We start from the raw sequence: 12,590 nt of genomic DNA, 5'->3' as shown, positions 1-12,590 counted from the left end.
ATGACGGACCTGAACCCCGTCGAGATCGAGCAGACGAAGCTGCTGGCGAACGCTTTCGACCGGGCATCCACGGCATGCATTACAGTCGGCGTGGTCACGCCGCTTGCGGCAATGCTCTACGGTATCGGCAACGTGGCTTTGAGGTTCGGATTGGCCGTGCTAACCTACCTCTGTGGTTGGCTATTGCTTGCTCTGTTCCTACATTATCTGGCAAGGCAAACCTTAAGGAGATTGGCATGACACCAGAATGGCTCTTCGCCTCGTTGGGTATGCCCGCGATCATCGCGCTCGTCGCCTATGGCGCCTACCGTCTTCACGAGTGGGACCTGGACCGCAAGCACAAGCACCGGCAGCCGGGCGAATAGCCGCGCCGCCAATGCATCACAGCACCGCGTCCCTGGCGCCCTCCGCCAACAGCCCGAAGGCATAGTCCGAGAACGATCGCCACACCTCCACCCGGAAGCTCTCCTCGCCGGTCCGCAGCAGCACGATCTCGACCTTGCCGAAAATGGTCCGCGTGCAGGCGCCGACGGGGAAGCTCTTGAGCGACAGGTCCTGCGGGCAGCCGGCGTTGATCGCCGCCGCGGATCCTGGTCCTTCGACCAGGATCGCCGTGTTGCGATGGGAGACGTCGACTGCCGAATGAAGCACGCCGGACGACGCACAAGCGGCCTTCAGGTCGCTCGAAGAGGAGCCAGCACCTTCCGCAATCACCAGCCATTCGTCGGGCCCGAGCCAGAGGGCGGTGCGGCCGCTGGCCGACGCGGATGTCTTTGGCTTCGTCGGCAGGTCGAGCCCGAGCGATTGCGACAGAGCGGCCACGTCCTCCGCCCGGGCCCTCAGCGAAAGACGTTCGGCTGGTGCGGCCGGCGTCAGCCTCACACCGGCTGAGCCGCCATGGGCGCCGGCAAGCGGTAGGGTGCGTGTTGCCAGTTCAGCCATGGATACGGCCTCCGTCCTTGTCGAAGAACACCGTGTCGGTGACTTCGACGGCAATTGTTCTGTCCTTCATCGGCACGTAGAGCGTCTGGCCGATCCGGGCGCGCCCGCCGGCGACGAGCGCCATGGCGATCGAGCGGCCGCAATTCTCCGACCAGTAGGCCGAGGTAACGTGGCCGAGCATGGTCATCGGTTTCGGCTGGTTCGGGTCCGCGACGATCTGCGCTCCCTCCTCCAGCACGTCGCTCGGCCGGTTCGTCACCAGACCCACCAGTTGCTTGCGGCCCTCGCGCATCAGGTCCGGACGCTTCAGGCCGCGAATGCCGACGAAGTCGGTCTTCTTCTTCGAAACCGCCCAGCCGAGTCCCGCATCGTCCGGCGTCACCGTGCCGTCGGTGTCCTGGCCGACGATGATATAACCCTTCTCGGCGCGCAGCACATGCATGGCCTCGGTACCGTAGAGGCAGCCGCCCATGCCCTTCGTCCGTTCCCAGATCGCCTTCCAGACCGTCGGTCCATAATCGGCGGGGACATTGACCTCGAAACCGAGTTCGCCCGTGAAAGACATGCGGAAGAGCCGGGCCGGTACGCCCATCACTTCGCACTCCGCAACGCTCATGTGCGGGAAGGTCTCGTTGGAGATGTCGACGCCCTCGACGAACGGCCGAATGATCTCCCTCGCCTTTGGCCCCTGCACGGCAATCACCGCCCACTGCTCGGTGGTCGAGGTCAGCCAGACCCTGAGATGCGGGAACTCCGTCTGGAGATAGTCCTCCATGTGATGGAGGACGCGCGGCGCCCCGCCCGTCGTCGTGGTGACGTAGAAGCGATCCTCGGCCAACCGGCCGACCACCCCGTCATCATAGATGAAGCCGTCCTCGCGGGTCATGATGCCGTAGCGGCATTTGCCCGGCTGCAGCGTATCCCAGGCATTGGTGTAGAGGAGGTTGAGGAATTGCGCCGCATCCGGCCCCACCACCTCGATCTTGCCGAGCGTCGACGCGTCGAACACGCCGGCCACGTCCCGTACCGTGCGGCATTCGCGGTTGACGGCGGTCGCCATGTCCTCGCCGCGGCGCGGGAAATACCAGGCGCGCTTCCAGTTGCCGACATCCTCGAAGGCGGCACCTTCGGCCGCTTCCAGTTCATGCATCGGCGTCTTGCGGGCGGGATCGAACAACTCGCCCCGCGAATGCGCCACCAGCGTGCCGTAGGTGACCGGCGTATAGGGTGCGCGGAAGGTCGTGAGGCCGACCTGGGGGATCGGCCGATCGAGCATTTCTGCGGCAATTGCCAACCCGTGCATGTTCGACAGCTTGCCCTGGTCGGACGCCATGCCGTTCGTCGTGAAGCGCTTGATGTGCTCGATGGAGTGCATGCCTTCGCGCACGGCAAGGCGAATATCCTTCGCCGTCACGTCGTGCTGGAAGTCGATGAATGCCTTGACCGTGGTGTCCGGCCCCGCACCTTCCGCGGCACCGATCATCCCGCCGGTCCAGTTGAACCGGCTCTCGCCATGCACCGCGACCCTGCCCCCGCCTGCGGCAATGGCCTCGTCGATCGCTTCTGCAACGTCGTCCGTACCGTTGCAGCCACCGACGGAAACGCAGTCCTGCGCGTAAGTGTCCGGCAGGAAGCGCCGGTTGGCCTCATCCCAGCGCAGCTTGCCGCGCGACTGCGAGAACAGGTGCACCGACGGGGTCCAGCCTGCGGAAACGATCAGCGAGTCGACCTCGATCTTGCGAATGTCGAAGTTGCCGTTGCGCGCGACCGTCATAGACCTGATCCGCAGGCGTCCCGCGGTATCGGTCACTGAATGCCCGGTCAGGACGTCGATGCCGAGCGCGCGCGCTTCCGCCAGAACCGCCTCGCCCGGCCGATCCCGGCAATCGACGATGGCGGCGATATGGACGCCTGCCCGCTTCAGGTCGAAGGCAGCCTCATAGGCGCTGTCATGCGCGGTGTAGACACCGACATTGCGGCCAACGGCAACACCATAATGATTGAGGAAGGTTCGGACCGCGGACGCCAGCATGATACCGGGCCGGTCGTTGTTGGCGAAGACCATGTGGCGCTCGATCGAACCGGTGGCGATGATCACGCGCTTCGCCCGCACCTGCCACAGCCGCTCGCGGGGCACGTCGCGTCCCGGACGGTCGAGATGGTCGCTCACCCTTTCGGCAAGCCCGAGGAAGCCGTGGTTGTAGTAGCCGAAGGCGGTGGTTCGGGTCAGCACCCGCACATTCGGCATCGCCCGCAGCTTCGCGGCTGTGTCCTGGGCCCAGTCATAGCCGTCCTGGCCGTCGATCGTCGTCGAGGTGTCGAAGTGGAGCGCGCCGCCCACCTCCGGCTGCTCGTCGACGAGAATGACCTCCGCACCGGTGGAGGCTGCCGACAGCGCGGCGGTCAGTCCGGCAACCCCGGCGCCGGCGATCAGCACGTCGCAATGGGCGAAGCGGTTGGCGTAGCGATCCGGATCCTCTTCCGTCGGCGCGACGCCAAGTCCGGCGGCACGGCGGATGAAGGGCTCGTAGACCTTCGTCCAGGCTTGCCTCGGCCACATGAAGGTCTTGTAGTAGAAGCCGGCTGCGAAGAACGGCGAGAACAGGTTGTTGACGGCGCCGACATCGAAGGAAAGCGACGGCCAGCGGTTCTGGGACGAGATCTTTGCGCCGTCGAACACTTCCTGCACGGTGGCGCGCACGTTCGGCTGCCGGCGGGCAGCATCGCGGGAGACGTCGAGAAGCGCGTTCGGCTCCTCCGGCCCGGCGGTCAGGATGCCGCGCGGCCGGTGATACTTGAATGAGCGGCCGACGAGATGCACCCCATGGGCCAGGAGCGCGGAAGCGACCGTATCGCCTTCCATCGCCGTGTAGCTCTTGCCGTCGAAGGTGAAACGCGCCGTGCGTGCCGGGGTCAGCCGGCCGGCGCCCTTGATCCGGAAGGCGCCGACGTTCTTGACCGAAGCGCTCATCGGGCATCTCCCTCGGTCTGCTCACAAGTCTCGACGGCCTTTTCCGTCGCCGAAACGCCTGGCACCGGCTGCTTTGGCAGGCCCGCCTTGTAGGTCATCAGGAACTTGTCGGTCACCGTATCCCGCGCCGCATTGAAGAAGCGCCCGCAGCCATGGATATGGCGCCAGCGCTCGTAGGTCAGGCCCTTCTCGTTGTTGCGCAGGAAGAAGAACTCGGCGAATTCCTCGTCCGTGATGCCGGCCATGTTTTCCGGCCGGGCGATATGGGCCTCGCCCGCCCAGCGGAATTCCAGTTCCGAGCGGTCTTCCTCGCAATAGGGGCAGTGGATCAGAAGCATCTCTGGAACCTCGCAATCAATGTGCAACCGCCGCCGCAGCCGCCTCGTCGATCAGCCGCCCGGTGCGGAAGCGGTCGAGGGTCAGGCCGGCCGCCAGCCGGTGCGGCTCGCCCCTGGCGATGAGATGCGCGAAGAGATTGGCCGAGCCCGGCGTGGCCTTGAACCCGCCCGTGCCCCAACCACAGTTGACGAAGAGGTTGGGCACCGGCGTCACGCCCTGGATCGGCGAGCGGTCCGGCGTGTTATCCGTTATGCCGCCCCACTGGCGCATCATCTTGACGCGGCGGAACATCGGAAAGAGTTCACAGATCGCGTCCAGCGTATGGGTGATGATCTGCAGGCCACCGGTCTGCGAATAGGAATTGTACTGGTCGGTACCGGCGCCGATCACCAGCTCGCCCTTGTCCGATTGCGAGATGTAGGCATGCACGGTGTTCGACATGACGACGCAGGGGAAGATCGGCTTAAGCGGTTCGGAGACCAGCGCCTGCAGCGGATTGGAATGCAGCGGCACCCGCACGCCCGCCATCTCCATGACGACGGAGGAATGGCCGGCGGCGGAGACGCCGATCTTCTTTGCGCCGATGAATCCGCGATTGGTGTCCACCCCGGTCACCTCGCCGTTCGGCCCGCGTCGGATGCCGGTCACCTCGCAATTCTGGATGATGTGGACGCCGCGGTCGGAGGCCGCGCGGGCATAGCCCCAGGCGACCGCATCATGACGGGCCGTGCCGCCGCGCCGCTGCAGCGCTGCGCCGTTGATCGGGTAGCGTGCAGTCTTGGAGATATCGAGCGGCGGACAATAGGCTTTCGCCTGCTCCGGCGTCAGCCATTCGTTGTCGATGCCGTAGAGGGTATTGGCGTTGATGTGCCGCTTGAAGCTCTGCATGTCATGCGTGTTGTGCGACAGCATCATCACGCCGCGCGGCGAATACATGACGTTGTAGTTGAGATCCTGGCTCAGGCCTTCCCACAGCTTCAGGGAATGCTCGTAGATGTCCATGCTCTCTTCGTAGAGATAGTTGGATCGGATGATCGTCGTGTTGCGGCCCGTATTGCCGCCGCCGAGCCAGCCCTTTTCCAGCACCGCGACATTGGTGATGCCGTGTTCCTTGGCGAGGTAATAGGCGGCGCCCAGCCCATGCCCGCCGCCGCCGACGATGACGACGTCATAGCTGGAGCGAGGCTCTGGGGAGGACCACTGGGCTTCCCACCCCTTGTGTCCGCGAAGCGCCTCGCGGGCCACGGCGAAGACCGAATATTTGCGCATGTCGCCTTCGACTCCTTGGATGATCGGAGTTCTGTTAGAGACATACCCATCGCAAATCAACATCGCCCGCAATGGCTGTTTTGCGACGCATCACGGGATTGTTTCGACAAGGGCGGAGGCGGCCGGGGCGGCGGGGCGGCCAAGGGCGGGAGCCATGGCCGGCGAGAAGACGCCGTGACGAAAAACGCCGGAGTCGGAGGAGGCAGGTCTCTCCCCGCGCGCGACCTGTCGTAGCTGTTCACGCATGCGGCAGTGAGAGCCGAAAAGAGCGGCGTTCTGCCTGCCGAACGAGGACGCCCACCGGCTTGCCTGACCCTATCGCTTCCGATAAGCGCCACCAGCAGGCTCCGAAGGTGATGTTCCGCACGCCGGCGTGCGACGAACATGCCATCAGCGGCACGCGGATGATCCTCGTCCTGCCACGTTCATCCCCATGCACCGCCCCTCGCCATCCTTCCGGGCCGGCAAGCCCCGGCAGCCGCCATAAGCCCTTTACTTGGAATTGCGACTGTTATTCGGGCAATCAGAAATAGACATGGCGAGATTGCCGGAGGAACGAGAGCGTCCTTCTTGAAGCGGCGACGGAAATTTTCGGGCGTCCGGGCCGCCACCCCATATGGACTTCTCCGCGTCTTCCTGCTATCTGCCTCTCCAATCGCACGGCTTCCGGCCGGGCACAGTTATTCTTTCGCCTCGAATCCACATGGTTCCCGGCGAGCAACCAAACCAAAGGAACGGGATTACACGTGCAGGTACTTGTCCGCGACAACAACGTTGATCAGGCTCTCCGCGCTCTCAAGAAGAAGATGCAGCGCGAAGGCATCTTCCGTGAAATGAAGATGCGCGACTACTACGAAAAGCCTTCCCAGAAGCGTGCGCGTGAGAAGGCCGAGGCTGTCCGCCGGGTCCGCAAGCTGGCTCGCAAGCGGGCCCAGCGCGAAGGTCTGATCGCGGCTCCGCGCTCGGGTCGCTGATCGGCCGTTTTTTCGACGTTTTTGACGTGATTATGAGGCGGGGGCGACGAGGGCGCCGCCGCCTTTGATTTTACCGGATCCACCATCCGCTCTTGTGCAAGACTTAAGGAACTGCGCCTGATGGCCTTCAAGACTGCCGCTCCTTCTTCCGCAACAATCGGCTCTCCGGCTATCACCGCATCAATCCGCAGCAGGCCCGCGCTCTCGGCTCTGGCACTTGTCTCCGCCGTTCTTCTCGCCGGCTGCTCGACGACATCGCAGACGACCGATCTCATCACGGTGGACCGGGCGCAGGGATCGGAAGAAAACATCGCGTCGCTGACGGCCGTCATCAACGCCAACCCGGGCGATCCGGAAGGCTACAACGTCCGTGGTTCGGCCTATGGCCGCGCCGGAGAATTCAACCGGGCGCTGGAGGATTTCAGCCGGGCCATCCAGCTCAATCCGCAGTTCTACCAGGCCTATGCCAACCGCGCGCTCGTCTACCGCAACATGGGCAAGCCCGTCGAGGCGGCAAACGACTACAACCGTGCGCTCCAGCTGAACCCGAACTACGACGTTGCCTATATCGGCCGCGGAAACATCTATCGCCAGGCCGGTCGCAACGACGAGGCCTTCAACGATTTCAACCGGGCCATCCAGCTGGATACCACCGATGGGCGGGCCTATCACAATCGCGGCCTGATCTATCAGCTTCGCGGCCAGCACGCCCAGGCGATCGAGGATTTCTCCAAGGCGATCTCGCTGTCGCCAAGCTCGCCGGAACCCTATAACGGCCGCGCCGTCTCCTATCTCGCCACCGGCGACGACGAGAACGCTTTTGCCGATATCAACACGGCGATCGGGTTGAACGACAAGCTCGCCGAATCCTGGACGAATCAAGGACTGGTCTACGAGACCCGCGGCGACAGGGCCCGTGCGGCAAAGTCCTTCGCCCACGCCGCCCGCCTCGACCCGAATTACCAGCCGGCCAAGGACGGCCTCGCCCGCACCCGCAGCAGCTGACCGTACTCAGCCGATTCGGATCGGGGGCACCCCTACCGCCAGCCGAGCGCCGGCGCGACATGCGTCAGGATCGCCTCGATGACGTGGGCGTTGTACTCGACGCCTAGCTGGTTGGGTACGGTCAGGAGAAGCGTATCGGCCTCGGCGATCGCCTCGTCCTGCCGCAATTCCTCGATCAGCGCCTCCGGCTCGGCCGCATAGGAACGGCCGAAGATGGCCCGGGTATTGGCATCGATGTAGCCGATCGAATCGTCGTCCTTGCTGTGGCCGAAATAGGCGCGGTCCATATCGTTGACGATGGCGAAGATCGACCGCGACACCGAGACGCGCGGCTCGCGGGCATGGCCTGCTTCCTTCCACGCCTCGCGATAGGCACGGATCTGCTTTGCCTGCTGGATGTGGAACGGCTCGCCCGTCTCGTCGTCCTTCAGCGTCGAGCTCTGCAGGTTCATGCCGAGCCTGGCGGCCCAGACGGCGGTCGCGTTGGAGCCGGCACCCCACCAGATGCGCTCCCGCAGCCCTTCCGAATACGGCTCGAGGCGAAGCAGGCCGGGCGGATTCGGAAACATCGGCCGCGGGTTCGGCTGGGCGAAGCCTTCCCCCTTCAGGACGTCCAGGAACACCTCCGCATGGCGGCGGCCCATGTCTGCATCCGTCTGGCCTTCCGCCGGCTGGTAGCCGAAATGGCGCCATCCGTCGATCACCTGCTCGGGGGAACCACGGCTGATGCCGAGCTGCAGCCGGCCACCCGCGATCAGGTCGGCGGCCCCGGCGTCCTCGGCCATGTAGAGCGGGTTCTCGTAGCGCATGTCGATGACCGCCGTACCGATCTCGATGCGGCTCGTCTTCGCGCCGACGGCGGCCAGCAGCGGAAAGGGCGAGGCGAGCTGACGGGCGAAGTGATGCACCCGGAAATAGGCGCCGTCCGCTCCCAGTTCCTCTGCGGCGACAGCGAGTTCGATCGACTGCAGCAGCGTATCGCCCGCCGAACGGGTTTGTGACTGTGGCGACGGCGTCCAATGGCCGAAGGAAAGAAAGCCGATCTTCTTCATGGGTAACTCCTTCAGAGCGCACGGGAGGCGTGGTGCGCAGGCTCGGGGTTCTATATGGCACGCCGGGGGCTCATGCGTCAGGACAAAGTCCTTCCGCTTGCCGGAACGCATCGTTCGATGATGTTGAACAGGCCGGCAAAAAGCTTGCTGCGGTCGGTCAGAGTGGCTGCAGGGGATTGCGGACGACCAACCCTTCGATTGCCAAGCCGGTCTGGAGGTCCTCGGTCAGGAGAAGGTCGCATCCGTTCACAAGCGCCGCCGCGAGGATCATCGCATCGTATACCGAGAGCCGGTACCGCTCCGCCAGTTGCAGTCCTCTGTCATGAACCTCCACCGTGACGGGTACAACCGACAGCAGGCCCTGGATCAGCGAAAGGAAGGAGCGAAGCTCTTCCCACGAGAAGCCGAGCTTCCGCCGCGCGACATTGGCGAACTCGTTCAACACCTGCACGCTGACCATGCCGCCATCGGCGATTGCCCGCTCGGCGGCATCCGCTCTGGCGGGATCACCCGACGCCAGATAGACCAGCACATTCGTGTCGATGAACCTACCGGGCATTCGCCTCGTCCCGGTCGAACACGAAATCCTCGGGAAGCCGACCGCGGAACTGCCTCAGCCGTTCGAGCAGGTCCTGCCGAGTCGGCTTGCGCGCCACCTCGAACTCGGCCGCGTCGACGGCACGGATCCGAATCTCGTCACCTTCCTTCAGATCCAGCGCTTCGACGACGGAGGCCGGGAGCCGGACCGCAAGACTGTTGCCCCATTTGGAAACCAGCATCGCCACCTCCTGATATACATAAGCTTATTGTATATCTAACCGGGCGAACGTCAAACGAAAGCCCGGCACCGATGGCCCGGGCTTTCCTCGCTAACCGCTATTCGCCGGCAAGCTCAGTGCTTCATCGCCTTGACGATGTCTTCCGTCATCTTCTTGGCGTCGCCGAGCAGCATCATCGTGCCGTCCTTGTAGAACAGCGTGTTGTCGATGCCGGCATAGCCGGAGCCGAGCGAGCGCTTGACGAAGAGGCAGGTCTTGGCCTTGTCGACGTCGAGGATCGGCATGCCGTAGATCGGCGACGACTTGTCGTCGCGCGCCGCCGGGTTGGTGACGTCGTTGGCGCCGATCACATAGGCGACGTCGGCCTGCGCGAATTCGGCATTGATGTCTTCCAGTTCGAAGACCTCGTCATAGGGCACGTTGGCTTCCGCGAGCAGCACGTTCATGTGGCCCGGCATGCGGCCGGCGACCGGGTGGATCGCGTATTTCACCTCGACGCCGTGTTCCTTCAGCGTGTCGGCCAGCTCGCGCAGCGCGTGCTGCGCCTGCGCGACGGCCATGCCGTAACCCGGCACGATGATGACCTTCTGGGCGTTCTGCATCAGGAACGCGGCGTCGTCCGCCGAACCCTGCTTCACCGTCCGCTGTATGCCGTCATCGGCGCCTGCCGCAGCGGTCTCGCCGCCGAAGCCGCCGAGGATGACGGAGATGAAGGAGCGGTTCATCCCCTTGCACATGATGTAGGAGAGGATCGCGCCGGAGGAGCCGACCAGCGCGCCGGTGATGATCAGCGCGAGGTTGCCCAGCGTGAAGCCGATGCCCGCCGCGGCCCAGCCGGAATAGGAGTTCAGCATCGACACGACGACCGGCATGTCGGCACCGCCGATCGGCACGATGATGAGAACACCGAGCACCAGCGCGACAACGACGATCAGCCAGAAATCGGCATGGCTCTCCGTCTGCACCAGGCCGATCATGAAGACGACGATCAGCACCAGCAGCCCGATATTGATCGCATGCCGGTAGGGAAGCAGGATGGGCTTGCCCGACATGCGGCCGTCGAGCTTGAGGAAGGCGATGACGGAGCCGGTGAAGGTGATCGCACCGATCGCGGCACCCAGCGCCATTTCGACCAGGGCCTGGCCGTGGATTTCGCCGATCAGACCGATGCCGAAGGATTCCGGATCATAGAGCGCCGCGGCAGCCACCATCACGGCCGCAAGGCCCACCAGCGAGTGGAAGCCGGCGACGAGCTGCGGCATGGCGGTCATCGGAATGGTGCGGGCGATATAGGCGCCGGCACCGCCGCCGATCGCGAGCGCCAGCACGATCAGCAGGAAGCCGCCGAAGCTCGGCGTGGCAAGCAGAAGCGTGGTGCCGATGGCGATGCCCATGCCGACCATGCCGTAGACATTGCCCTTTCGGCTGGTGGTCGGATGGGAAAGCCCGCGCAGCGCCATGATGAAGAGCACGCCGGAGACGAGGTAGAGGAAGGCTGCAAGGTTCTGCGACATCGATCAGGACCCTCAGCGATCTTTTTTCTTGTACATGGCAAGCATCCGGCTGGTCACCAGGAAGCCGCCGAAGATGTTGACAGAGACGAGCACCAGCGCCAGGAAGCCGAAGCCGGTGGCAAAGCCGCTCGCCGAGATCCCGACCGCCAGAAGCGCGCCGACCACGATCACCGAGGAGATCGCGTTGGTGACGGCCATCAGCGGCGTATGAAGCGCGGGCGTCACCGACCAGACGACATAGTAGCCGACGAAGATCGCCAGAACGAAGATAGCCAGCCTGAAGACGAATGGATCGATCGCGCCGCCGGAGACACCGTGCGCCGCCTGGGCCATCGCGTCGGGCGCCTGCTCGGCGGCAAGCCTCACTGCCTCGACCGCCTGGTGGAGCCTGTCCAGTGCGGAATTCATCATGTCGCTCGCCATCAAAGCCCCTCCTTCTCGTCAGGCTTGCCCGGATCTGCCTTCCTGCGCGTCCGCTTCGGCTTCTTCGCCGTCCCCTCACCGGCAACCGGAGTTCCGGTCCTGGCCGGCTTGCGCGCCGGCTTCACCGCGGCCTCTGCCGCGGTCGCGACCGGTGCGGATGCGGAAAAGGCTGCCGAGGCATCGGCGAAATTCGGGTGAACCACCTGTCCGCCATGCGTCAGCATGGTCGCCTTCACCAGTTCGTCGTCGGGATCGACGGCGAACGCCCTGGTCTCCTTGGAAACCATCGTCTCCAGGAAGGCGAAGAGGTTCTTGGCGTAGAGAGCCGAGGCGGAAGCCGCGACCCGTCCCGGCACGTTAGCATAGCCCAATACCTTGACGCCCCCGATCGTCGTGATCGAACCCTTGACGGAGCCCTCGATATTGCCGCCGCGCTCCACCGCCAGGTCGACAGCGACCGAGCCGGCTTTCATGGAGGCGAGCATGGCGCGGGTGACGAGGCGCGGCGCCGGCCGGCCAGGGATGAGCGCCGTGGTGATGACGATGTCCTGCTTGGCGATGTGCTCGGCGACGAGCGCCGCCTGCTTGGCCTGGTAGGCCTCCGACATCTGCTTGGCATAGCCGCCGGCGGTCTCCGCGGCCTTGAACTCCTCGTCTTCGACGGCAATGAACTTGGCGCCGAGCGAGGCGACCTGTTCCTTCGCCGCGGGGCGGACATCGGTGGCGGAGACTACCGCGCCCAGCCGGCGGGCCGTGGCGATGGCCTGGAGGCCGGCGACGCCTGCCCCCATGACGAAGACCTTGGCGGCCGGAACCGTGCCGGCCGCGGTCATCATCATCGGCAGCGCCCGGCCGTATTCGTGCGCCGCGTCGATGACGGCGCGGTAGCCGGCGAGGTTCGCCTGGGACGAAAGGACGTCCATGGGCTGGGCGCGGGTGATGCGCGGCATCAGTTCCATGGCGAAGGTCGTAAGCCCGGCGCGGGCCATTTCCGCCAGGGCCGCCTCGTTGCCGTAGGGGTCCATGCTGGCGAAGACGATGGCTCCGGACTTGTATGAAGCGATGTCCGGCGTGGTCGGCCGGTTTACCCTTAGGACGATGTCCGCGGTCGCGGCATCCGCGCGCGAACCGATCCGCGCTCCCGCCGCTTCGAAGTCGCTGTCCGCAATTCCGGACGCGGCGCCGGCGCCGGCCTCCACCACGATGGCAAAGTCCATCGCCGATAGCCGCTTCACCGTTTCCGGTGATGCGGCCACCCTGTCCTCACCAGCGCCCTCGCGCGCAACAAAAATCACGCTTGCCAAGCCAAGCCCTCCCAGATC

14 protein-coding genes are annotated in these 12,590 nt (G+C 64.8%); 4 read left to right on the top strand and 10 right to left on the bottom strand.

Going from position 1 to position 12,590, the window contains the following annotated elements; genetic code table 11:
- Together RTCK_RS11490 and RTCK_RS21020 are read left to right on the top strand one after the other, a co-directional pair.
- A complete protein-coding gene (locus RTCK_RS11490) occupies nt 1-240 on the top strand; it encodes a hypothetical protein (protein ID WP_142519773.1) in 240 nt (79 codons plus the stop codon).
- Nucleotides 237-365 carry a hypothetical protein gene (locus RTCK_RS21020; RefSeq protein WP_268963130.1) on the top strand — a complete coding sequence of 43 codons (129 nt, stop codon included), beginning with the start codon at nt 237-239 and terminating at the stop codon, nt 363-365. The genes RTCK_RS11490 and RTCK_RS21020 overlap by 4 nt, the downstream gene beginning before the upstream one ends.
- Nucleotides 366-381: 16 nt before the next feature.
- Here RTCK_RS21020 and RTCK_RS11485 read toward each other — a convergent pair whose 3' ends face one another.
- The 4 genes from RTCK_RS11485 to RTCK_RS11470 are packed head-to-tail and all read right to left on the bottom strand — an operon-like array spanning nt 382 to nt 5,521.
- Nucleotides 382-942: a sarcosine oxidase subunit gamma gene (locus RTCK_RS11485; protein ID WP_142592900.1), complete on the bottom strand. Its 561-nt coding sequence runs from the start codon at nt 940-942 to the stop codon at nt 382-384.
- Entirely contained in the window at nt 935-3,913 is a 2,979-nt protein-coding gene (locus RTCK_RS11480; RefSeq protein WP_142592899.1) for a sarcosine oxidase subunit alpha, read from the bottom strand. The genes RTCK_RS11485 and RTCK_RS11480 overlap by 8 nt, the downstream gene beginning before the upstream one ends.
- Nucleotides 3,910-4,251: a sarcosine oxidase subunit delta gene (locus RTCK_RS11475; protein WP_142592898.1), complete on the bottom strand. Its 342-nt coding sequence runs from the start codon at nt 4,249-4,251 to the stop codon at nt 3,910-3,912. The genes RTCK_RS11480 and RTCK_RS11475 overlap by 4 nt, the downstream gene beginning before the upstream one ends.
- A gap of 16 nt (nt 4,252-4,267) precedes the next feature.
- Nucleotides 4,268-5,521, bottom strand: a complete 1,254-nt coding sequence (locus RTCK_RS11470) for a sarcosine oxidase subunit beta family protein (RefSeq protein ID WP_142592897.1) — start codon at nt 5,519-5,521, stop codon at nt 4,268-4,270.
- A 746-nt stretch (nt 5,522-6,267) separates the two neighbouring features.
- On the opposite strand from RTCK_RS11470, the gene rpsU reads away from it, so the two are divergent.
- A complete protein-coding gene (gene rpsU / locus RTCK_RS11465; RefSeq protein WP_142519768.1) occupies nt 6,268-6,495 on the top strand; it encodes a 30S ribosomal protein S21 in 228 nt (75 codons plus the stop codon).
- A 120-nt stretch (nt 6,496-6,615) separates the two neighbouring features.
- Nucleotides 6,616-7,500 carry a tetratricopeptide repeat protein gene (locus RTCK_RS11460; RefSeq protein WP_142592896.1) on the top strand — a complete coding sequence of 295 codons (885 nt, stop codon included), beginning with the start codon at nt 6,616-6,618 and terminating at the stop codon, nt 7,498-7,500.
- A 32-nt stretch (nt 7,501-7,532) separates the two neighbouring features.
- Here the strand turns inward: RTCK_RS11460 and RTCK_RS11455 are convergent, their stop codons facing one another.
- From RTCK_RS11455 to RTCK_RS11430, 6 genes are all read right to left on the bottom strand, one after another.
- Entirely contained in the window at nt 7,533-8,552 is a 1,020-nt protein-coding gene (locus RTCK_RS11455; protein WP_142592895.1) for an LLM class flavin-dependent oxidoreductase, read from the bottom strand.
- Between the two features lie 157 nt (nt 8,553-8,709).
- The gene (locus RTCK_RS11450; protein ID WP_142592894.1) at nt 8,710-9,111 is read right to left on the bottom strand and encodes a PIN domain-containing protein; all 402 of its coding nucleotides are present in this window, start codon (nt 9,109-9,111) and stop codon (nt 8,710-8,712) included.
- Nucleotides 9,101-9,331, bottom strand: a complete 231-nt coding sequence (locus RTCK_RS11445) for an AbrB/MazE/SpoVT family DNA-binding domain-containing protein (RefSeq protein WP_142519764.1) — start codon at nt 9,329-9,331, stop codon at nt 9,101-9,103. The genes RTCK_RS11450 and RTCK_RS11445 overlap by 11 nt, the downstream gene beginning before the upstream one ends.
- A gap of 113 nt (nt 9,332-9,444) precedes the next feature.
- Entirely contained in the window at nt 9,445-10,845 is a 1,401-nt protein-coding gene (locus tag RTCK_RS11440) for an NAD(P)(+) transhydrogenase (Re/Si-specific) subunit beta (RefSeq protein ID WP_142592893.1), read from the bottom strand.
- Nucleotides 10,846-10,857: 12 nt separating this feature from the next.
- A complete protein-coding gene (locus tag RTCK_RS11435; protein ID WP_142592892.1) occupies nt 10,858-11,268 on the bottom strand; it encodes an NAD(P) transhydrogenase subunit alpha in 411 nt (136 codons plus the stop codon).
- Nucleotides 11,268-12,572 (bottom strand): Re/Si-specific NAD(P)(+) transhydrogenase subunit alpha, encoded by a 1,305-nt coding sequence (locus RTCK_RS11430; protein WP_142592891.1) that lies wholly within the window; start codon nt 12,570-12,572, stop codon nt 11,268-11,270. The genes RTCK_RS11435 and RTCK_RS11430 overlap by 1 nt, the downstream gene beginning before the upstream one ends.
- Between the last annotated feature and the right edge of the window lie 18 nt (nt 12,573-12,590).

It is taken from the genome of Pseudorhizobium endolithicum (genome assembly GCF_902153245.2).
Lineage (GTDB): Bacteria > Pseudomonadota > Alphaproteobacteria > Rhizobiales > Rhizobiaceae > Neorhizobium > Neorhizobium endolithicum.
This window is presented reverse-complemented; position numbering and strand designations above follow the sequence as displayed.